A 21,685-nucleotide genomic window follows, 5' to 3' on the forward strand; every position below is an offset into this window, starting at 1 on the left:
CGGGGAAGCGCGCAGCCGCTCAATTCAGTCCGGCAAGCCGGCCAGAACCTTGTCGGGCGTCATGGGAAATTCGAACAGGCGCGCACCGCATGCATTGTAGATCGCATTGGCGATGGCAGCCGCCCCGCCGCACATGCCCAGTTCGCCAATGCCCTTGGCCTGGATCGGACTGGCCACCGGATCCCGTTCCTCGATCATCAAGACGTCGAGATCGGGAACATCCCGGTGCACGGGGACGTGATATTCCGCCAGATCGCAATTCGCCAGATGGCCATCCACGGGATCGAACAGAAGCGCCTCTGTCAGCGCAGCGCCGATGCTCCAGGTGATGCCCCCAAGACATTGCGATCGGGCGGTCTTTTCGTTGAGGACGCGCCCGAAGCCGAAGGCCCCCAGCATCCGGTTGACCCGTGCCTCGCCCGTAAAATCATTCACCCGGACTTCGGCAAAGAATGCACCATATCCTGCGGCCGTGAAATCATCGGTAATATCGCCTGGCTGGTAATGCCCTTCGGCCTCCAGCTGTTTGCCATCCAGCAATTGATCCAGCGGAAGGCTGCCGCCGTGCCAGCTCGCAATGCCGTCTTTCAGCGAAATCTCTTCGGCTGATGTTCCGGCAAGCTTCGCGATCCGGCCGCGCAGATCCTCGCACGCCACGAACACGGCCGATCCGGCAGAGGATGCGCCCCAGCTGCCGCCCGAACCCGAAGCGCGCGGAAAATCCGTATCGCCCAGTTCGACCAGCACTTTTTCCGGCTCCAACCCAAGCATTTCCGCCGCGACCTGCCGCAATATGGCATAGCTGCCCGTGCCGATATCCGTCATGTCCGTCTGGACGACGGCAGTGGCATCGGGCTGGAGGAGAACGCGGGCCTTCGCTTCCATCACATTGTGCACACGCGCGGCACCGGCCATGCCTGTGCCGATCCACCATTCGCCCTCTTTCTTCTGCCGTGGGCGGCGCGGCCCCTTCTGCCATCCGCCCTTCTCCCACCCGAACGCCCTGGCGCCTTCCTGCAGGCATTCGGCATATTTGCGGGAAGAGAATGGCAGGCCGCTGGCCGGGTGTTTTTCCGGCAGGTTCCGCAGCCGCAATTCCACCGGATCGATATCTGCCTTTTCGGCAAGCACATCCATCGCGGCTTCCAGGGCAGGCATTCCCACCGCTTCGCCAGGGGCGCGGACGGAACCGGCGGTCATCCGGTGAATACGGGCCAGTTCCAGTTCAAGATGCCGGTTCTCCCCGGCATAGAGGAATTCGCTGGATTGCAGCACGGGTTCGGCAAAGGATTCGCCCGGAAGGTTTGAAACGCGCGCTTCATGGCCGAAGCCGATCAACCGCCCGTCCTCATCGCAGGCCAGCCTCAACCGCTGGCGTGTTTCGGACCGGCGCATCACGCATTGCAGCACCTGTTGCCGGCTCAAGACCACGCGAACGGGCCTCTGCAGCGCCATCGCAGCAATCGATGCGGCAACGGTTTCCTGGCTGATGCCCAGCTTCGATCCGAAACCGCCGCCGACATAGGGCGCCAGCAACCGGATATCGTCTTCCTCCAGGCCCAGGCAATCGGCCAGTTCGGCAATGTTGAATTTGAGCATTTGCAGCGAAGCGTGCACGGTCAGGCGCTGCCCATCCCATTGGGCGATGGCGGCGTGGGGCTCCATCGCGGCGCTGGAATGCCCATGCGTGCGATAGGTCACATCGACATTATGGGCCGCGATCTTCATCGCATGGGCGAGATCGCCCTGCCTGGTGCCGCCTTGCGATTCAGCGCCAGCATTTTCCGGATCCAGCGGCACGTCAGACAGCGCATCTGCCCGGTATTGCACCTTCAGATGCCGGGCCGCATCGCGCGCCTGTTCAAAGTTTTCCGCCACGACAAGAGCGATCGGCTGCCCGAAATAGCCCACCTTCCTTGCCGGTTGGGCCGGCGCTTTGGCAGCCGTTCCCTGGGCCGGGCGCGCGGTCAGGCGGTCATCATCGATCACGGCGATCACGCCGGGCATGTCCATGACCGAAGATGCGTCGATACCGGTCACTTCACCGCGGGTGAACGGGGCCGTCACCAGCACCCCTTCCGCGCAGTTTTCGATGGCATATTCAGCAGCGTAAGGTGCGGTTCCGGTTGTCTTGGCAATTCCGTCCGGCCGGGAAACCGGCTTGCCGATCACCTTCTGCTGCGTCTTGTCCAATATGTTGCGCGTATCGGGCTTGTCCTGCTTCAACCGGACGCTCATTCTTCCGCTCCCGTCGCTTCTGCCAGCACGGCTGCAAGGGTGCGGCGCGCCAGCTTGATCTTGAAATCATTGCCGCCATGGGTGCGGGCATCTTCCAGCAGCAGGTGCGCCGCTTCATCGAACAGCGATGCGGCTGGCGCTTGTCCGGTCAGCAATTGCCCGATGCGCGGATCGTGCCAGGGCTTGTGCGCCAATCCGCCAAAGGCCAGTTCCGCCCGCCCTATCTTCCCGTTCTCCATCGTCACGATCGCCGCCACGGAAACCAGCGCAAATGCGTAGGACGACCGTTCGCGAACCTTCCGGTAAAGCTGGGTTCCGCCAGTTGGCGGGGGCAGCGTTACGCCGGTAATGATCTCGCCCGGCGAAAGTTTATTGTCGCGCCACGGTGTATCGCTCGGCAGGCGGTGGAAATCCCGCACCGGGATGACTTTGCGCTCACCTTCCGCATTCGCGATTTCGACCATCGCGTTCAGCGCCGCCATCGCCACTGCCATGTCGCCGGGATAGGTGGCGATGCACCGATCGCTGGTCCCCAATATCGCGTGATTGCGCGAAATCCCGTCAATCGCCCCGCAACCCGATCCGGGTTCCCGCTTGTTGCAGGGCTGGTCCACATTGGTAAAATAATAACAGCGCGTGCGCTGGCACAGATTGCCCGCAGTGGTCGCCTTGTTGCGCAATTGCTGGGTGGCTCCGGCAAGGATCGCCCGTGAAAGCACCGGATAATCCGCGCGGATCCTCGGGTGGACCGCTACTGCCGTATTCGTGGCATTTGCGCCGATCCTCAGGCCGCCATTCGGCAGATCCTCTATTTCGGCCATCGGCAATCTTTCGATGCCAACCAGCGTCCGCGGCGTTTCCACCTGCAGCTTCATCAGGTCGATCAGATTGGTCCCGCCTGCCAGCGCCCGCGTATTTTCTTCACCGCAAAGCTGCGCTGCATGTTCCAGGCGCCGGGCCGGCTGATAATCGAACGGCCTCATGCCCGCTCCCCTTCCGACGCGTGGCGGATCGCGGCGATGATATTGGCATAGGCCCCGCAGCGGCAGATATTGCCGCTCATCCGTTCGCGAAGCTCCTCCCCGTTGATTTCGACGGGTCCGGTCAGGCTTTCACTTGCATCGCTGGGCCAGTCATTCGCCAGTTCCTGCAACATGGCGGTGGCTGAACAGATCTGGCCCGGCGTGCAATATCCGCACTGGTATCCATCATGATCCACAAAGGCCTGCTGCAGGGCAGAAGGTTGCGCCGGCGTGCCCAGCCCTTCGATCGTGGTGACGCTGTCGCCATCATGGGTCACGGCCAGGGACAGGCAGCTATTGATGCGCATTCCGTTCACCAGCACGGTGCAGGCCCCGCACTGGCCATGATCGCATCCCTTTTTCGATCCTGTCAGCCCAAGATGGTGCCGCAGGAAATCGAGCAGGCTGACACGCGGATCATCCGGCAGTTCATGGGTCTGATCGTTGATGGTGATTGGCAAGAATCTTTCCTTTCACCTCTTCCAACGGCCAGGTGCAAAAGCGTTTCCCCGGTGCGTGTCCGGGCAGTCAGGCGCTTGCCCGCTGCACGTGATAATCGATCGGCTTGAAGCTGCCCCCGTTGGAGGCATAGGCCGAACAGGCCGTCATCCCGATCACCAGCGGCATCCGGGCGCGGAACCGGATCAGGTCGCCCGCCCGCGTTACGGGCGGCTTGACCTCGATCTTACCGGTGACGGCGTTGACCGGCACATTCATGAACACGTTGAAGGCCGTGGGTATGTCTGCCTCCTCTATCCCATAAGGCGCGAGCGCTTCCGCCAGATTGCCGAAGCATCCGCGATGAACGGGCTTGTCGGGATAGAAATGGGTGAACGTATCGACCGAACACGGCGTCAGCAGGAAATCGTGGCTGCCCGCCGTATCCTCCACGATCTCCAGCATCTTGCGAGAGCGATTTGACCAGAGGAAATCCCCCCGGCTCAGCCTGATCGTCTCTTCATAATCGAAGGTGCGCCCGTTGGAGAGCGCTTCGCGCCGATCCTCCGCCGAAAAGGCAACCAGATCGCTCACCTGCCCGCCCAGCGGATCGATGATGGTCAGCTCGTCCCCGGTTTCGAGCGTGAATGACGTTCCGCTTCTCGGTTCGACCCGCTGCGGGGATCCTTGAATGGGCACTTCCAGTCTTCTCCTACGATGCGTCCACTATATTGCCGCGCTTCGCTGCCCTCCCCATGCCGGGCGAGCATCGGGTTGGGCGTTCCCGCCAGCTTCAGATCGCGGTCCAGAATGCGTTCGCGCATCCGTTCGTATTTCTCTTCATGGCGCAGCCGTTCGAACTGATCATGCAGGTTGAATACCAGCGTGGGATGCGGGGTGCGGCGGGCCGGGCGCGAGGCATTGGGATGCAGACCGACAACGAAATAGGCCTGCTGACCGAAGCTGAGCGAGAAATGGCTGTTGCCCGGATCGCTCACCACGCCGGGATTGTAAGGCTGCCCGCGCCACGCATCCTTGTCCGCCAGCGATTGCAGCCGTTCCCACATCGCCTTTTCAAAGGCTTCTTCGTCAAGATCGGTGGGGCCGGAAAAAACCACCGCGAAACTGCGCAATCCTTCCGGGTCGGATGCATAGGCATAACTCCATTCGATCAGCTCGTCATGGATGCGCACATCATCCCAGGCGCTGGTGATCGACCAGGCCGCTTCCACCCGCAATTTACCGCGCGCCGCGGCCGATTTCGCACCAAGGCAGGGGAAATCCGGTTCGGCGACATGGCGGCGCAGGCTTTCATCCAGCGCCGCAGCGTCCAGATCCAGCAACATCCGCTTTTCGTTCTTCTCGCGCAGTTCCGACATGGTCCAAGGCTTACGCTTCAGGGTTGAAACGGTTTCCCGGACTGATCTTTGTTAATCGCTTTTCCCGAAGCGATGCCTGCAGGCCTTCCGGGGTGGCCCGGCCCGTGAATGGCGCGCGTTCAATCCTTGCCCTGCCCCCGGTTTTCCGACAGCTTGATCGCCGTCAAAGCCATCCCGATTGCGGGCGAGCATGATAATAGGCGAGGAGTAGGTGGAATGTTCCAGATCAATGTCGGCGGGATCGACCGCGTATTGCGCATCGCCATTGGCGTTATGCTGCTGTCCCTTGCCTTTGTCGGCCCGCAGACCCCGCTGGGCCTGATCGGCATCATCCCGCTGGTAACGGGCATTTTCCGCATGTGCCCGATCTATTCCCTGTTCGGCATCACGACCTGCAGGAAACCGAAATAGGTGGCACAAACCGGCTATTCCCCCGGCGGCAAAATGATATCATCCCGCATCAACTCTGCGGGAGCCTGCCCATGCGCCGGTTTTTGTTCGTTGTTTCGCTTTGCACCCTGCCCCTTGCCGGATGTTTTGAAGAGGATGCGGCACAGGCCGAGCCTGCCTCACCCTCCGAATCCCCACCTCAAATCGACGAAGCCGCGATCTTCCGCGCTGCCGGCTTCACCCGTCAGGGCGAGCAATGGAAACGCTGCGAAGATCCCGGCACGCCCAGCTATGAACCCGGCGCGGTGGTCTTGCCGGGCGATCTGAATGGCGATGGCCTGCCCGAAGCGCTGGTGACAGAAGGCGGCACCTTCTGCTTCGGCGGATCGGGCGCGGGCTTCCAATTGCTCAGCCAGCAGGCCGATGGCAGCTGGAAACAGATGGTCGACACGATCGGCTATGCCAACTTCCTGGATACCACCGGCGCCGATGGCTTTCCCGATATAGAAGTGGGCGGCCCCGGCTTCTGCATGCCCGTGATCCGCTGGGACGGGAACGAATACAAGCTCCACCGAAGCCAGTATCAGGGCAAACCTTGCGAACGGTGAGACCGTGAGGCTGCACCGTTACCATTGGGGCTTCGTGCCGAAAATATTATACTGACGGAATCATGGATTTCGTTTGAGCCCTGCTCTTTTGAGTGGGCTTGAATTCCACTTTTACCTCGGCCCCAAGCCCCAATTCGTCCAGCGCGCTTCTCACAACCGAACTCGACTGCATGACGTCCAGTCGCTGCTTGATCAGCTGCGATTCCTGCTGATGCCTTTCGCCCATTTCATCAATTTTCTTGATGAGCTGTTCCAGGCTCGGATTTCTAACGTCAAAGACGTAGTCCTGCTGTCCGAAATGCGCCGCCAGATCGGTATATTTGACCGCCCATCCGAATATGATGGCGGGGACGCCGCTTCTGTAGGCGAAAACAATCGAATGATACCGTGAGGCGACAACATATTTGAACCGGCTTATCATGTCGATAAGCTCTGGGCTCGAATAGTCGCCGGTTATGACGCTGACCTTGTCCCTGTTTTGGGTTTCGCTCAGTATTTCTTCCGTAAGCTTGAGGTCTGCCGTCGATGTATTCAGGAAATATACTTTCTCGCCCTTCTCTACCAGCTTGTCGAGCATTTGCGCATAAAGCCTGCGAACCGATGCCGGATCGCCGATCCTGAAGAGGTTTTCATTGACGATAAAACCGACAGAGCCTCGCTCGGGATAGTCGATGTCCTGGGACTTGCCGGAAACGAAAATCTCGCTTGCCTTCGGAAATGCCTCCTCCCTGATAACCAGGTCAGCAGACAATTCGACATTGTCGAGGCCGAGGGACTTCAGGCATTCATAACCCTCTGTTTCGCGGGCATATATCTTTGAACAATAGGCCAGTTCCCGTTTGACCTCTTCAAGGAACTGCGCATCATCGTCTTCGCCCCAGTCGAACGGGCCAAAGCTCTGAGGCATGAGCACTATCTTCTTGTTGTAGCGCCTGGCGGTCCTGATCGTGTCGAGAAGTTGGGCGCCGCCCTTCTTGCTCCAGCCCGAACCGAGCGTGTAGCCGCTGGCGTCCAGAACAAGATCTGCTTCGCGCAGCGCCTTGTCCATTTCCGCGATCTTGCCGTTCCATTTGTCGGTTTTTCTCACCATCCCCGCGAAGCGGGTAAGAAAAGGAGTGAGAAATGGAATATTGTTCAGGCGATACTTGAATACAAGACGAGTATAATCATCATGAGGCAAGAGCTTGAAGGCATATTGTTCAGGCGAATCCGTCTTGAAGGCGAAGCCGATAACCTCGCAATCCTTGTAGAGCCTCCGCAAGGCGGAATAAAGCGAGAGGAACATGGCCTGCGAGCCCTTGTTCCTCATCTGGATGCCGGTGATGATGATTTTTTTCATTCTAATCGCCTGTATCTAATCTCAAATACCAAGCCATGGCTGGCTGCAGCCTAGGCCATGGCAGGGATATCGACCAATTCCGCGGTGTATTTGCACCAGCGGACCAACCATGATCGATGGGATAAATGCCAATGGAAGCTCATCAGTCTGCGCAAGCCATCTGCCTGCACCAGTGACCGAGCGACTGGCCGCTCATTTCTTCCAGCGCCTCGATGGATGGCGCGTAATAGTCGTTCAGGCGCTCTCGCAGTTCGTCGGTCAGCGGAGGATACCGGATTTCTTGCACAAATGATCCGCGGATTGCCTCGAACGCGGATGTGCCGCGCAGAGGGCGCACTATGGGCTTCATCCAGGCAAGGCGCCGGCGCATGTGCCCAGGCACGCGCCGCGATGTCTTGTCCTTCACTATACTGCGTGCCGCAGTTGCAAGCGGGCGCGGCGGCAAACCCAGATGGGTTCGCACGCGGGACATCTGCCCTTCGGGGTCGGCTGCCACACCTTCGAAAAACAGGATCAGCAGCTTTTCGCGGCCAAAAAGGTCGATGTAGTTGCGCAGGTGTGCGGCATAATTCCCGATATTCAGAAGCCGGTCGTTCCTGGACCTGGAGGGATCGAGGTAGTTTTCGATATCCGGCCCGACCGCACCGCGGCGGAAAAACATGCAATAATGGGAATAGGCCCGTTCGACGGGGTCGCGAAGCTGCGCGATCAGCTTCACATCGGGCAGGACGCGATGGATGCGGGCCGCACCCTCGGGCTCGTCCATATAGGAATTGGACTTCTCGCCCACGACTTTTCCGATACCTTCTTCGCTGAATTGCGACAGGTACCAGTCATCCCCCCGATGGTACTCCCTCGAGAAATAGTGAAGCTCCGGGTCGACCATATAGACCGCTGGATCCGCCTGCAGCTGCGTCTGCAGCCAGGTCGTGGCCGATTTTCCGGCACCGATGATGAGGAAGTCAATGTCGCTGAATTGCAGAGCCAAGTCGCACCTTCTGTTCTGTTTGCCGAACAATTCGACATCTGCGCCAAGTGCACCCCGGAAGTTTTTGAGTGTCCTGAATGACCGAGGTTAAAAAGTGTTGCCCAAGCGATGGCTTGGTCTGGCGCCCGGTTCAATGGCCCCGAAGGGTAGGCTGCCTGGCGATTTCGGGGATGCTCGATCAAGCGAGCTAACCCGAGTGCCTGCGCATCCTTGCATCATAATTGATCGGGATGCTGTCCTACATCGCCATCTCCCGCATATGGACGGGACGCTCTTTCCAACCGTTCGGCCCTGTATGAACGCCTTGCGCGCAAGGTGCGGAATTGTCCTTCAGGACAGTGTTCCAACTGTTCCAGATTGTTGGATTTGGCGCCGCCGGGCGAGCGCTCGTCCGCCTGGCTATGCCAGTCTGCTGGCCCGGTGTTCCTTCGCGATGCCGTAAGTGGCGATGTAATCGCCCAGTTCGCCATGCACCCTTTCCGGCGAGAGGCCGAATTCCTCCAGGCTGTATCGGTGCGGGCGATGTTTCAGCCCGGCCGCCCGCATCTGATAGGCCTCCATCGCCGGCAGCGCCGGTTCGATATCGAGGGCGAGGAAATCATAGACGCGCCGCATCGCCCCGCGCCAATCGCTTTCCATTTCTTCATAATGCACGTCGATCATCCTCTCGCGCGGGATATCGTCGCGCGCGGCGCGCATTCGCTGGATCTGCAACCGTGTCTTGCGCAGCCATTCCTCCCCAATGGCGTGCGGATCGGCGTGGTCGGAATAGATGATCGTCTGGTTCCAGGCGAGCGAAGCGGTGCTGCCCACCACCGACAGCGGATCGCGATGGGTGAAGATCAGCCGCGCATCGGGGAACACCTGCAACAGGGCAGGCAAATCCATCATGTGCTGCGGTGTTTTCAATATCCATGGCCGCAGGCTGGATGCCTGCTGCGACCAGCCGACCAGTTTCAGCAGCTGCGCCATCTGGCGATAGGCGGGTACGGCGTCCTGCCCTTCGCACCACCGGCCATAGCTGGGCACCCACCACTGCGCCTCGTGCTTCATGCCCCAGAAGCTGCTGACCAGCAGGCCCAGCTCTTCCTCCGGTTCATAAGGGCCGGTCGGGTGAATGGTCAGCGTGCGCGGATTGGCCAGCCGCGCCACGCGCATGATCCGTTTGGCCAGCACGGCCCGGCTATCCGCCTCCCCGAAAGTGAAACCGGGGCGCGGCACCGGGCTGATCGTTTCAAAGCTGCGCATATGGGTGAAGCGATGGTCGGACGACAGCAGCCGGTGCATCCGCGTGGTGCCGGATCGCATCGGCCCGACCACGATCACCGGATGCGGCAGGCGCCGCTCCAGGATTTCGGGATGGCTGGCAAACCATTGCCGGGCCCACAGCCGGTCATGCAGCACTTTTTCAAATTGCGCGCGCGCCGCCCATTCCCCGGCGGTGTTCAGCCGCGCTTCGCCCTTCACCGCTTCCAGCAGCACATCCAGCGGACGTTCGAACCAGGGATCGCCGAAATCCTCCAGCCCGGTGAAGGCGCGCGCACGGTCCATCAGCGCCTGTTTTTCCAGCACCGGCCGGTCCGCAAGGCCTGCCCTCCGCGCCAGCGCCATGCCCCTGTTCAGCCCATCTATGAAACGGGTACGCCGCGGCGGGCGCAGCACTTTGTCGGTCAATTCTCGCCCCCCTCGACTGCTGCGCCTGGCCGCCGGACAATCGCGTTGCAACGGCATAGGAAGGTTTACCCCTGACCCGCAACCCGGTTCCCCGCGTTTCAACTGCTTCGGCTGGCAAGCCCACTGGACAACCGCCCCCCGCTGCGTGATAGGCCGGGCCCATGCACGATCTGCGCGCCATCCGGGAAAACCCGCAAGCATTCGACGCCGCCCTCGCCCTTCGCGGTCTGGATCCGGTCAGTTCGCAAATACTCGATCTGGACGAACGGCGCCGCGCGGTCACCACGCGGATGCAGGAAGCGCAGGGCCGCCGGAACGAAGCGAGCAAGGAAATCGGCCTCGCCATGCGCAATGGCGAAGTGGAAAGCGCCGAAATTCTCAAGGCCGAAGTGGCGGAGATCAAGGAAAGCCTGCCGCGGCTGGAAGAGGAAGAGCGGGAACTGGGCACGCAGCTGGATGCGATGCTGGCGGGCCTGCCCAATATCCCGGCCGATGGCGTGCCCGAAGGCGAGGATGAGGAGGCCAATCAGGAAGTCTCCCGCTGGGGTACACCGCGCGAATTCGCTTTCGAGGCGAACGAACATGCCGATCTCGGCCCCGCCCTCGGCATGGATTTTGAAACAGGCGCGACAATGTCCGGCGCGCGCTTCACCTTTTTACGCGGCCAGATGGCGCGGCTGGAACGGGCGATCGGGCAATTCATGCTCGATTTCCAGACGGGGGAGCGCGGCTATACCGAATGCGCCCCGCCCTTGCTGGTGCGGGACGAAGCCGTGTTCGGCACCGGGCAATTGCCCAAATTTGCCGACGACCTGTTCCAGACGACCGATGGCCGCTGGCTGATCCCCACGGCCGAAGTCAGCCTGACCAATTCCGTGCGTGAACAGATCCTCGGCGATCTGGCCCAGCCGATCAGGCTGACGGCGCATACGCCGTGCTTCCGGTCCGAAGCGGGGGCCGCCGGGCGCGATACGCGCGGCTATATCCGCCAGCACCAGTTCCTGAAGGTGGAACTGGTCTGCATCTGCCGCCCGGATGACTGGATGGCAGAGCATGAACATATGGTGGAAAGCGCGGAGGCTGTGCTGCAACAGCTCGGCCTGCCCTATCGCAAGATGCTGCTCTGCGCCGGGGACATGGGCGCGACGGCGAAAAAGACCTTCGATCTGGAGGTATGGCTGCCGGGACAGGGCGCCTATCGCGAAATCAGTTCGATCAGCTGGTGCGGCGATTATCAGGCGCGGCGGATGAATGCGCGCTATCGCCCGGAAGGCGAAAAGAAGACCGCCTTCGTCCACACGCTGAACGGATCGGGCCTGGCGGTGGGCCGCACGCTGGTGGCAGTGCTGGAAAACTACCAGCAGGAAGACGGATCGGTGACTGTGCCGGACGTGCTGCGCCCCTATATGGGCGGTCTGGACAAGCTGGTGCCGGCGTCCTGATGCGGATCCTGCTGACCAATGACGATGGCTTTCACGCCCCCGGAATGCGGGTGCTGGAAAGCATCGCGGCGCAGCTTTCGGACGATGTCTGGGTCTGCGCCCCGGCGGAAGAACAATCCGGCGCCGGCCATTCGCTGACCCTGCACAGCCCGGTCCGGCTGCAGCAGCATGGCGAGAAGCGTTTTGCCGTCACCGGCACGCCGACCGATTCCGTCAATCTGGCCCTGCGCAAGCTGTTCCCCGACACGAAGCCGGATTTGGTGATTTCCGGCGTCAATAATGGTGAAAATCTGGGTGACGACATCACCTATTCCGGCACGATTTCAGCCGCGATGGAAGGCGCGCTGGCAGGTATTCCGGCCATTGCGCTGAGCCAGGCCCTGCGCGGCGCAGACCATGGCTTTGCCGCCACTGAAGGCTGGGCGGCCAGGGTTCTGAAACCGCTGCTGGAAGTGCAGATGGCCCGGCGCACGCTGGTCAATATCAATTTCCCCGCCCTGCCCGCCGATGCGGTAAAGGGCGTGCGCGTGGTGCGGCAGGGGTTCCACGATTACAGCCGCGGATCGCTGGTGGAAGGGATGGACCCGCGCGGCCGGCCCTATTTCTGGTTCGGCCTGGAAGACATGGAACACACGCTGGACAGCGGCACCGATCTGGAAGCCGTGGCGGAAGGCTATGTTGCCGTCACCCCGTTGCAGCTGGACCTGACTCACCACCCGGCGATCGGCCGGCTTGCGGAATGTTACGGCGAATGATCTGTCGCCCCTCCCCGTTTTCGGCAGGAGGCGGCTGATCATGGCCCGCTCGCATCGTTCCAACCGGCATGAGGAAGCGATCCGGCGGCGCAATTTCACGCCCCTGCGGCGTGCGCTGAAAGTCCCCGTCTGGGCCGATGTCGGCCTGCGGCTGGGCGCGGCGCTGGCGCTGGTCATGCTGGTGGTGATGATCCACTGGTTCGATCGTGACGGACTGATCGACAATCACGATGGCCATGTCAGTTTCCTCGACGTGGTCTATTTCACCATGATCTCCATCACCACGACCGGGTTTGGCGATATTGCGCCGATCACGCCCCGGTCGCGCATGGTGGAAGCGGTGATCGTCACGCCGATCCGTTTCGCGGTGATCTTCATATTCGTCGGCGCCGCCTATAATTTCGTCATCAAGCGCAGCTGGGAGAAGTTCCGCATGGCCCGCATCCAGGAAAATCTGTCTGATCACGTGGTCGTGCTGGGCTTCGGCGTATCCGGTTCGGAAGCCGTGGGCGAGCTGATTGCACGCGGCACCGATCCCCGTTCCATCGTGGTGATGGATACGGACGAGGAACGGCTGGCCCAGGCCGAAGCCATTGGCTGCAACGTGATAGAGGCGGATGCCTCGCGCGATGAACATCTGATGGCAGTGCGCATCAAGGAAGCGCGCACCGTCCTGGTTTCCGCCGGACGGGACGATGCCTCCATCCTGATCGTGCTGACCGTTCGCCACCTGGCGCCCAACGTGCCGATCAGCGTCGTGGTACGCGCCGCGGATAACGAGATTCTCGCCCACCAGGCAGGCGCCGATAATGTCATAAACCCGGTTCGCTTCACCGGCCTGTTGCTGGCCGGCAGCGCACAGGGCGCGCATATTGCGGACTATCTGGCCGATCTCGCTTCCGTCAGCGGCAGGGTGCAATTGGTGGAACGGCCCGTTCGCCCGGAAGAAATTGCCAAACCGCTGAGCCAGCTGGCAACTGGCGGGCAAGGCCTGCGCATCTATCGCAATGGCGTGGCCTATGGCTTCTGGGACGCAGAAGTTTCAGCATTGCAGGCGGGCGATATTATCGTGGAAGTCCGCCCCACCAATGCGCCAGTGGAATCGGACGAAGAAATCGTCGCCTGATTTCCGGCCGCAAGTTAACACTTGCGAATTGCTGCAGATGAAACAAGGATCGCCCGCAAAATCATGAACGGCGAATCCGCGCGCAAGACGCGGCCACTGCCGGCATTATGGGGGAGAGAGGCATGAGCCGCTCAGTATTGTTCGCCGCAGCGACGGTTTGTTTCCTTGCAGTCGCCTTCACCTTCACCACCGGAATGCGATCCGGCATGGGCCGGGAACGGCCGGATGTGGCGGCGTGGTTTTCTGCCGATGAAGGCCTGTGGGGCTTCACCGAAACCTATACCAGCGGCCCGGCCGGTCCTTTTGAAGTGGGTGAAAGCCGCGATGCGGTGCGCGCCAAGATTGCCGGCTTCCACCCCGATCCTGCGGCTCTGGACGATGGCAGCGATCGTTGGAATGTTTCCGTCCCGGCAGAAAGCGGCGGCAGCATCACTTATGCAATCAGCTTCGCCAATGATCAGGTCACGGCGCTGGAACCGCATTATTCGGTCTTCGCCAGCAAATAAGGCGGCGCCTTCCTATCCCAGGGCGATGAACACGCCGCCCATCGCGGCCATGCCGACGATGAAGTAACCGGCATCGATGAAGAACAGCTTCCCCGGCCGCATCTGGAACAGGTAATGGATGCCGATGGCCGGTGTCATGATCGTGGCGCCGAACCCGACCGCCATCATCATGATCACGTAAGGCGGCGGGTTCGTCCGCGCGATATTGTGGCCCAGCATCAGGGAAATCAGCATTTCAAACAGGAATGCCAGCACCATGATCAGCCATGCAGGGTGCTGGCCCGGGCGCGGGCCGGTGGCAGATGGGGGCAGCGGGGCAATGCCGTTCAGTTCCCGCCAGCTCTTGCCGAATAATGGCCCGTACCAGATCGCGCCGATCAAAAAGAAGGCAAGCGCCCCAAGAAATACGGCCAGCAGGTTCACTTCGCCCATCGCAACCCTCCTCATCCGGATATCGTAACCCTAGCGGAAAGCGTCGCCCGGGTGTAGGGGCGCGAAAATTATGGCCACGTTGCCCCCCGAAACGAAGATTCCCGACCAGAAGAAGGTCGGCATGGTCAGCCTCGGCTGCCCCAAGGCGCTCGTCGATTCAGAGCGTATCCTCACACGTCTGCGCGCCGATGGCTATGCGATGAGCCCGGATTATGCCGGTGCCGATGTCGTGCTGGTCAATACTTGCGGCTTCCTCGATTCCGCCAAGGAAGAAAGCCTGGAAGCAATTGGCGAGGCGATTGCCGAGAACGGCCGCGTGATCGTGACCGGCTGCATGGGCGATGAAGCGGATGTGATCCGCGCCCGCTTCCCGCAGGTTCTGGCGATCACGGGTGCACATCAATATGAAGACGTGGTGGAGGCGGTGCATGAAGCAGCCCCGCCCGCGCAGGGTCCGTTCATGGATCTTATCCCGCAGGCCGATGTGAAGCTCACCCCGCGCCATTACAGCTATCTGAAGATCTCCGAAGGCTGCAATCATTCCTGCGCCTTCTGCATCATCCCCGATCTGCGCGGCACGCTGGCCAGCCGCCGGATCGATGCCGTTCTGCGCGAAGCGGAAAAGCTGGTTGCCGCCGGGACGAAGGAATTGCTGGTCATCAGCCAGGATACCTCTGCCTATGGCGTCGATACGCGGCACGAGGAACGCGAATGGCATGGCCATATAGTCCGCGCGCATATGACCGATCTCGCGCGTGAACTGGGCCAATTGCGCACCCCGGAAGGCGACGTGCCGTGGACGCGGCTGCATTACGTCTATCCCTATCCGCATGTCGATGCGGTGATCCCGCTGATGGCGGAAGGGCTGTTGACGCCCTATCTCGACATTCCGTTCCAGCATGCCAGCCCGAAAGTGCTGAAGGCGATGAAACGCCCGGCCAATGAAGCGAAGGTGCTCGACCGGCTGAAGAAATGGCGTGAAATCGCGCCGGACATAACTGTCCGCTCCAGCTTCGTGGTGGGCTTCCCCGGAGAGACGGAGGATGATTTCCGCTACCTGCTGGACTGGCTGGAAGAAGCCCAGCTGGACCGTGTGGGCGGTTTCCGTTTCGAACCGGTGGAAGGCGCGGCGGCCAATGCCCTGCCCGATCCCGTGCCCGAAGCGGTGAAGGAAGAACGCTACGCCCGGCTGATGGAAGTGACGGAACGGATCAGCGCGGCCAAGCTGCAGGCCAAGATCGGCCGCCGCCTGCCGGTCATCATCGACGAGGTCGGCGAACCGGACGAGGATGGCGATATCGGCGCCACCGGGCGCAGCCAGGCGGATGCCCCGGAGATCGACGGTCAGGTCTATCTGCGTAACGTCCCGGCCGATCTGAAACCGGGTGATTTCGTGTCGGCTCTGGTCGAAGATGCCGATGCACATGATCTCTTCGGCGTAATCGACCGATAGACCCCGCGGCCGCCAGGCCTCGAACAATCCCTGCAAAGCCTTGTTTACACGCGCGATTTGCGCGGCACGGTCGGCCGCCATATGCGCGCGCGCCATAAAACTGGTACGTTTTTAAAACCGTTTCTATGGTAATGGTTTATATATAAATCATTTATCGACAGAACCATTTTGCACTGATAGGCAAGGCATCGGACAGCACCCGGGCCGTGCGAGCGCGGGGAGTCCTGGGAGGGGAGAGCGTGCTGTGCTCATTGCAAACGGGGAAAGCTGCATTCTGACACGCGCGACCCGCGCAGCGCATTGCGCCGCCAGCGGGCCCATCGCGCCATTCCTCATCCCGACATGCGGGAGGAAGCCCGATCGGCCTCTCCCGACGGATAATCAGGCGCAACCTGCATCCGCAAAACCAAGGCCTGCGGGGAAGCGCCATGACTGGGGAGTGTCATGACAATGCAGAAGAGAGAGGAATTGTTCAGGGCGCTGCTGCTGGCTGGTGCAGCCGGCGGCATCGCGATGGCGACACCAGCCTTCGCGCAGCAAGCGCAGGGAGAGGACGAGGACGAAGCGGCAAGCGAGACGCCGACGCAGATCATCGTCACCGGTTCGCGCATCGCGCGGCCGGATTACACCGCCACCAGTCCGATCGTGACAGTCGATTCCGACATCATCGAACAGAGCAGCGCGGTTAACCTGGAAGCCAATCTCAACAAGCTGCCGCAATTCAGCCCGGCGCTGACGCAGTTCGACACTGCCGATATCCAGCCCAATGCAAACAGCACGCCGGGCATTTCGACTGTCAGCCTCCGCCAGCTCGGTTCCAACCGCAATCTGGTGCTGCTGGATGGCCGCCGCGCCACGCCGATCAACGGCACTGGCGTGATCGACATCAACTCCATCCCTTCCGCCGCCATCCAGCGGGTGGAAATCATCACTGGCGGCGCATCTTCCACCTATGGCGCGGATGCCGTGGGCGGTGTCGTGAACTTCATCCTGAAGGACGATTTCACCGGCGTCGATTTCGATGGGCAGGTCAGCTTCTCGCCCGATGGCGGGGGCGAGGAATATCGCCTGTCCGGCCTTGTCGGCACTTCACTGGACAATGGCCGCGGCTCGGTGTTGCTGGGCATGGAATATTACAAGCGCGAAGAACTGCTGCGGCAGGATCGCAAGGCTTATCGCCGCGCCCGGGCCGATCCGACGGTTCGCGGGGAAGAGTTCTTCCTGTCCGAAAACTATGTCTCGACGGCAGGCTCCAACCCGTTCGACGAAGACGTGCTGACATCTTTCTTCCCGAACGCCCCGGTCGCCGTGCCCGGCACCTCCGCCGTCTATTTCAACGATGACGGTTCGCTGTGGGTGAACAATTCGGTCACGATCGACGATGTCTATTACCCGCTGCTGCTCAACTATCAGGGCGGCACGGATAATGGGCTGACCCGCAAGATCCTGGATACGGGCCTGCTGGAACAGAACAATCCGGACCGTATCCTGTCATCACCGCAGGATCGCTATTCCTTCTTCGCGAAGGGGGATTACGAGATCAATGACTGGCTGAGCTTTGTCGGCCAGGCCTATTTCGCGCGGACGGAAACCCGGTCGGTTTCCTTCAACACGGTCCTGCTGTCCTCCACGGGCACGGAAATCCCGTATGATGACGAGATCTACACGGGCAGCCCCTATGCGCCGGAAACGGCCAATTTCAAGATATCGTCCGTCCTGCCCGATGGCACGCCGAACGATCTGACCGACAACCCGACCAATCCCGATTTCATGGCCGGGGGCCGTTACGGGCTCAATTGCGGCCCGGTCGGCGGTTGCACCAACAGGGAAGTCTTCCCCGTTCCGGGCAATATCGCCACGCTGCTGAACAGCCGCGACGATCCGGATGCGCCCTGGATGTCCAACTATTCGCTCGATGCCTTCGGGCGCCGCGGCGTGAACACTTTCAACAACACTTTCCAGATCCAGCTCGGTTTCGAAGGCGAAATCCCCGGCACCGATTTCACCTGGGACGTGATCGCTTCGCATGGCGAAACGGTCGCCAAGACCAATCTCGTCGGGCTGGTCTCGCTCGAACGGTTCCGTACGATCCTGACCTCGCCCAATTACGGTCGCAATTTCTTTGCCCTGGGCAATAATGGCGCGCGTTACGGTTCCACCGCCAGCTGCGAAACAGGGCTGAGCGTGTTCATCCCCGACTCCGCCTTCAGTTCCGATTGCGACACGGCCACCAGCGCTGACCTGCAATTTGAAAACCGCATCGCGCAGGAGCTCGTGGAGGCGAACCTCCAGGGTGGCCTGTTCGAACTGCCGGGCGGCCAGTTGCGCTTCGCCCTGGGCGCTGCCTATCGGAAGAATTCGATCGAATTCACTTCCGACAGTTCAGCCTTCGAAGGTTCTTCCTTTTACGAAACGACGACTACCTTCCCGCAGGCGAGCACGGAAGGATCGACGGCGGTCCGCGAACTTTACGGCGAATTGCTGATCCCGGTCCTGTCCGACATGCCCTTTGTCGAAGATCTCAATCTCGAACTCGGCTATCGCCTGTCGGATTACGATTCAGTCGGCACGATCGGCACATACAAGATCAATGGCGAATGGGCGCCAACCCATTGGCTGCGCTTCCGGGGCGGTTATCAGAAGGCCAGCCGCGCGCCCAATCTGGGCGAATTGTTCACGGCGCGGACCAACCAATTGTCCTATGCCCGCGATGGCGATCCCTGTTCGCTGGAAAACAACACGTCGCCGCTGCTCTATGGCAATTATTCCGCCAATCCGGATGCCAATGACAATGGCACGGCGGCCCAGGTGCGCGGCCTGTGCGAACAGATGATGGGCGCAGATGCGGCAGCCACATATTACGCGTCAGGGCGGGACGATTTCCTCCTTGGCGGGCAATATTTCACCTCGCTTCTGGCAGGCGCCAATGGCCTGCAGGAAGAAACCGCCAAGACCTATACGATCGGTGCGGTCATCACCTCGCCCAGCGAAAATCCGTGGCTGCGGCGGCTTCGCCTCTCGGTCGATTATTATAATATCGAATTGACCGACGGCATATCGCAGCAAGGCCTGGATTCGGTGCTGCGCCAGTGCTTCACGACGGAATTCAACCCGAATTTCGAAATGAACGATGCCTGCGCCCGGATCGAGCGGGACAATACCGACGGCAATGTCCAGGTCATCACCGTCAATTATGACAATCAGGGCGCGGTCGAAACATCCGGTGTCGATGTGCAGATGGATTGGGGCATCACATTCGAGGATGTGGGCATCGGCATTCCCGGCACATTCTCCACCAATGTGAACTTCACCTATCTGGACAGGTTCGCGACCACGCCGGACCAGGTGGCCATCCCGCTGACCGATTATGCCGGTACGCTGGGCGGCGGCGAAGTCGGCACGCAGTCCGGTTCCTATCGCTGGAAGCTGTTCACCCGTTTCAACTATTCGGTCGGCCCGGCCACCATTGCCCTGCAATGGCAGCACAAGCCCTCGATCGATTCCGTTGCGGCAGCGACCAATGAAACAACCAATGTCGCCGGCGCCCCGGCCTACGACCTGTTCAACCTGACAGGCCGTTATGAAATCACGGACAATGTGACCATCCGGGGCGGTATCGACAATCTGTTCGACAAGTCGCCGCCCTATGTCGGCTATTTCACCGATGACGTCATCGGGGACGGCACGCCGCGCTTCGGCCGGGCCGCCAACCCCTATTATCCCAGCCAGTACGACGTTCTCGGCCGCCGCTTCTTCCTGGCGGTGAATGTGAAGCTCTAGGCCAATCAGGAAGCGGGCCCGGCAAGCTGGCCGCCGGGTCCGCCACAGTGGCGGCGGGTCCCCTCCCAGTGCAAAAGGACCTGCCGCCACTGCTCGTTGCAGGACGGACAGGCATGATTTCGAAAACAGGATGCAGCATCGGCACGTTCGGCATTTCGGCCATTCTTCTGGCCGGCGCCACGCCCGGGGCGGCGCAGCCCACCGATTACGAAGCGATCGTGCGGATCATGCGCGAATGCGCCAGGATTGGGGACATGGCCGCACGCGTCGCCTGCTATGATAATACGATTGGCGCGGAAAAGCTGATCAATGGACAGGCCGAGAGTGCATCCCCCTCGGAACGGGTCGCCACTCCGGCACCCCTGCCCCGGTCGAGCCGGGCGGCTTCGGCGCCCAGAGCGTGCGCCAGAGACAGACGGCCGGGGACGGGAGGGACCAGCGCCCGCAATCAATAAAGGCACGCCTGACATCGGTGGAAAGGCGTTCCCCCGGCATTTACCTGCTGACGCTGGAGGATGGCGCCCGGTGGGAATTCGTGGAAGCCGTCCCCTTCTCCTACAATCCGCCGGGGCGCGGCTCCACCGTGGAGATCAGCCGCGCCGCACTGGGGAGCTTCATGCTCCGCTATGCCGGCCAGCCCGGCGTCCGCGTCAAACGCATTCAGTAGGCGTCATTCCTGCTCGGCTCCACGGCAGCCTGTTCAGTCCGCTGTCTGCGCCGACACCCGAACGTCTCGCGCCCATGGCCAGCCGCCGTTATACGGGCGCGCATGAGACAGGAACAAACCAGCTTCGGCGTATCGAGCGGAGGGGCCACCCTCGTTGAAATTACCGACGAGATCGACAACTGGCTGCGCGGCACAGGCATCGTCACCGGGCTGGTGACGATTTTCTGCCGCCACACTTCGGCATCGCTGACGATCAACGAAAATGCGGCCCCTGCCGTGCGGCGCGATTTGCTGCGGTGGCTGGACAAGGCTGTGCCCAAAGGCAGCCATTACGAACATGACGATGAAGGGCCGGACGATATGCCCGCCCACATCAAGTCGATGCTGACCGGCAACAGCCTGACCGTTCCGGTATCGGGCGGGCGCATGGCGCTGGGCACCTGGCAGGGCATTTATCTGGTGGAACATCGCAGCATGTCCCACCGCCGCAATATCGTGGTGCACATAATCGGGGAGTAAGACGAAACCCACGGCCTTGCGGCGCGTTGCGGACCTGTATGCAGATCGAGATCGAGAGCAGTTTTTCCTTCACCGCCGAAGCCAGCACCGACATGCTGCTGCAATTCGAGGCGGCGGCTATTCCGGAACAGCAAATCCTGTCCTGCGAGACGCGGATGGATCCGGCGGAGCATATCGCCCGCGTCGCCGCACAGGACAATATCGGGGAACGGATCTGGCTGCGTTGCCAGGGGGAGTTCAACGTCCATTATTCCGCCCGGATCGGCCTGCAACGGATGCAGGCGGGGCTGGACGATCTTGGCCGGCTGGACCCGCACAACCTCCCGGCGGAAACCGTGCAATATCTGTTCGATTCACGATATTGCGCGGCAACCCGGTTCCAATCCTTCGTGGAGGCCGAATTCGGCGGCAAGACGGGCGGCCGGCGCGTGCTGGCCATGCGCGACTGGATCACGCGCAAGATCCGCTATCAGCCCGGCACGAGCGACAGCAACACCACCGCGCTGGACAGTTTCGTGGAACGGCGCGGCATCTGCCGCGACTATGCACATCTGATGGTGTCCTTCGCCCGGGCATCGGAAATTCCCGCCCGATATGTCAGCGTCTATGCGCCAGAGGTCGATCCGGCCGATTTTCACGCTGTGGCAGAAGTATTTCTGCAAGATCCGGATATTCCTGGCGGCGGAGCATGGTATATTGTCGATGCAACACGCATGGCAGGGCCGGATGATGCGGTGAAGATCGGGGTCGGGCGCGATGCGGCCGATGTCAGCTTCATGACTGTGTTCGGCCCGACGCAATTCGGCAACCAGCAGGTATCGGTCCGCAGGCGCGGCTGATCTTTCCCTTGCCGCAAGGCCTGACGCAGTGCAGCATAACGGGGTACGAACAAAAGGTCTGATGGATGTATTCACCGCGCAGAGACGCAA

The 21,685-nt window shown here is 61.2% G+C and carries 21 protein-coding genes; 12 read left to right on the top strand and 9 right to left on the bottom strand.

Annotation, left to right across the window (positions count from 1 at the left end; genetic code table 11):
- Nucleotides 1-24 precede the first annotated feature (24 nt).
- The 5 genes from WYH_RS07345 to gntA all read right to left on the bottom strand — a co-directional run bounded on the left by WYH_RS07345 (nt 25) and on the right by gntA (nt 5,044).
- On the bottom strand, nt 25-2,238 hold the full coding sequence (locus WYH_RS07345; protein WP_046903328.1) for a xanthine dehydrogenase family protein molybdopterin-binding subunit: 2,214 nt from the start codon (nt 2,236-2,238) through the stop codon (nt 25-27).
- Nucleotides 2,235-3,221 carry an FAD binding domain-containing protein gene (locus tag WYH_RS07350; protein ID WP_046903329.1) on the bottom strand — a complete coding sequence of 329 codons (987 nt, stop codon included), beginning with the start codon at nt 3,219-3,221 and terminating at the stop codon, nt 2,235-2,237. The genes WYH_RS07345 and WYH_RS07350 overlap by 4 nt, the downstream gene beginning before the upstream one ends.
- The gene (locus tag WYH_RS07355) at nt 3,218-3,721 is read right to left on the bottom strand and encodes a 2Fe-2S iron-sulfur cluster-binding protein (RefSeq protein WP_053833444.1); all 504 of its coding nucleotides are present in this window, start codon (nt 3,719-3,721) and stop codon (nt 3,218-3,220) included. Before WYH_RS07355 ends, WYH_RS07350 begins: the two co-directional genes overlap by 4 nt.
- A 67-nt stretch (nt 3,722-3,788) precedes the next feature.
- Complete coding sequence (locus tag WYH_RS07360) at nt 3,789-4,397, bottom strand: DUF1989 domain-containing protein (protein WP_244877980.1); 609 nt, start codon at nt 4,395-4,397, stop codon at nt 3,789-3,791.
- Nucleotides 4,319-5,044: a guanitoxin biosynthesis heme-dependent pre-guanitoxin N-hydroxylase GntA gene (gene gntA / locus WYH_RS07365; RefSeq protein ID WP_046904919.1), complete on the bottom strand. Its 726-nt coding sequence runs from the start codon at nt 5,042-5,044 to the stop codon at nt 4,319-4,321. The genes WYH_RS07360 and gntA overlap by 79 nt, the downstream gene beginning before the upstream one ends.
- A gap of 249 nt (nt 5,045-5,293) precedes the next feature.
- Here gntA and WYH_RS07370 point away from each other — a divergent pair, with 249 nt between their 5' ends.
- Entirely contained in the window at nt 5,294-5,488 is a 195-nt protein-coding gene (locus tag WYH_RS07370) for a YgaP family membrane protein (RefSeq protein ID WP_046903331.1), read from the top strand.
- A gap of 71 nt (nt 5,489-5,559) precedes the next feature.
- The gene (locus WYH_RS07375; RefSeq protein WP_082347893.1) at nt 5,560-6,075 is read left to right on the top strand and encodes a hypothetical protein; all 516 of its coding nucleotides are present in this window, start codon (nt 5,560-5,562) and stop codon (nt 6,073-6,075) included.
- 46 nt (nt 6,076-6,121) lie between these two features.
- Here the strand turns inward: WYH_RS07375 and WYH_RS07380 are convergent, their stop codons facing one another.
- The 3 genes from WYH_RS07380 to WYH_RS07390 form a co-directional block, all read right to left on the bottom strand.
- A complete protein-coding gene (locus WYH_RS07380) occupies nt 6,122-7,414 on the bottom strand; it encodes a polysaccharide pyruvyl transferase family protein (RefSeq protein ID WP_046903332.1) in 1,293 nt (430 codons plus the stop codon).
- A 142-nt stretch (nt 7,415-7,556) separates the two neighbouring features.
- Nucleotides 7,557-8,402: a sulfotransferase family protein gene (locus WYH_RS07385; protein ID WP_218917155.1), complete on the bottom strand. Its 846-nt coding sequence runs from the start codon at nt 8,400-8,402 to the stop codon at nt 7,557-7,559.
- A 399-nt stretch (nt 8,403-8,801) separates the two neighbouring features.
- On the bottom strand, nt 8,802-10,076 hold the full coding sequence (locus WYH_RS07390; RefSeq protein ID WP_235979024.1) for a sulfotransferase family protein: 1,275 nt from the start codon (nt 10,074-10,076) through the stop codon (nt 8,802-8,804).
- Nucleotides 10,077-10,237: 161 nt separating this feature from the next.
- Between WYH_RS07390 and serS the strand changes: the two genes are divergently transcribed.
- The 4 genes from serS (at nt 10,238) to WYH_RS07410 (ending at nt 13,905) form a co-directional block, all read left to right on the top strand.
- A complete protein-coding gene (gene serS, locus WYH_RS07395; RefSeq protein WP_046903334.1) occupies nt 10,238-11,518 on the top strand; it encodes a serine--tRNA ligase in 1,281 nt (426 codons plus the stop codon).
- Nucleotides 11,518-12,273, top strand: coding sequence for a 5'/3'-nucleotidase SurE (surE, locus tag WYH_RS07400; protein WP_046903335.1), 756 nt, complete (start codon nt 11,518-11,520; stop codon nt 12,271-12,273). Before serS ends, surE begins: the two co-directional genes overlap by 1 nt.
- A 40-nt stretch (nt 12,274-12,313) precedes the next feature.
- Nucleotides 12,314-13,399, top strand: coding sequence for a potassium channel family protein (locus WYH_RS07405; RefSeq protein ID WP_046903336.1), 1,086 nt, complete (start codon nt 12,314-12,316; stop codon nt 13,397-13,399).
- 122 nt (nt 13,400-13,521) lie between these two features.
- The gene (locus WYH_RS07410; RefSeq protein WP_156320088.1) at nt 13,522-13,905 is read left to right on the top strand and encodes a hypothetical protein; all 384 of its coding nucleotides are present in this window, start codon (nt 13,522-13,524) and stop codon (nt 13,903-13,905) included.
- A 12-nt stretch (nt 13,906-13,917) separates the two neighbouring features.
- Here WYH_RS07410 and WYH_RS07415 read toward each other — a convergent pair whose 3' ends face one another.
- Nucleotides 13,918-14,337, bottom strand: a complete 420-nt coding sequence (locus WYH_RS07415; RefSeq protein WP_046903338.1) for a DUF1761 domain-containing protein — start codon at nt 14,335-14,337, stop codon at nt 13,918-13,920.
- 70 nt (nt 14,338-14,407) lie between these two features.
- Between WYH_RS07415 and rimO the strand changes: the two genes are divergently transcribed.
- From rimO to WYH_RS07445, 6 genes are all read left to right on the top strand, one after another.
- Nucleotides 14,408-15,790, top strand: a complete 1,383-nt coding sequence (gene rimO, locus WYH_RS07420; RefSeq protein WP_046903339.1) for a 30S ribosomal protein S12 methylthiotransferase RimO — start codon at nt 14,408-14,410, stop codon at nt 15,788-15,790.
- 444 nt (nt 15,791-16,234) lie between these two features.
- Nucleotides 16,235-19,570, top strand: a complete 3,336-nt coding sequence (locus tag WYH_RS07425) for a TonB-dependent receptor domain-containing protein (protein ID WP_046903340.1) — start codon at nt 16,235-16,237, stop codon at nt 19,568-19,570.
- A gap of 113 nt (nt 19,571-19,683) precedes the next feature.
- Nucleotides 19,684-20,025 carry a hypothetical protein gene (locus WYH_RS07430; RefSeq protein WP_053833445.1) on the top strand — a complete coding sequence of 114 codons (342 nt, stop codon included), beginning with the start codon at nt 19,684-19,686 and terminating at the stop codon, nt 20,023-20,025.
- A gap of 17 nt (nt 20,026-20,042) precedes the next feature.
- On the top strand, nt 20,043-20,237 hold the full coding sequence (locus WYH_RS07435) for a hypothetical protein (protein ID WP_053833446.1): 195 nt from the start codon (nt 20,043-20,045) through the stop codon (nt 20,235-20,237).
- 102 nt (nt 20,238-20,339) lie between these two features.
- On the top strand, nt 20,340-20,756 hold the full coding sequence (locus tag WYH_RS07440; RefSeq protein ID WP_046903341.1) for a secondary thiamine-phosphate synthase enzyme YjbQ: 417 nt from the start codon (nt 20,340-20,342) through the stop codon (nt 20,754-20,756).
- A 38-nt stretch (nt 20,757-20,794) separates the two neighbouring features.
- On the top strand, nt 20,795-21,595 hold the full coding sequence (locus WYH_RS07445) for a transglutaminase-like domain-containing protein (RefSeq protein ID WP_046903342.1): 801 nt from the start codon (nt 20,795-20,797) through the stop codon (nt 21,593-21,595).
- Nucleotides 21,596-21,685 lie beyond the last annotated feature (90 nt).

Origin of the sequence: Croceibacterium atlanticum (genome assembly GCF_001008165.2) — a bacterium.
In the GTDB taxonomy this organism is placed as follows: Bacteria; Pseudomonadota; Alphaproteobacteria; order Sphingomonadales; family Sphingomonadaceae; genus Croceibacterium_C; species Croceibacterium_C atlanticum.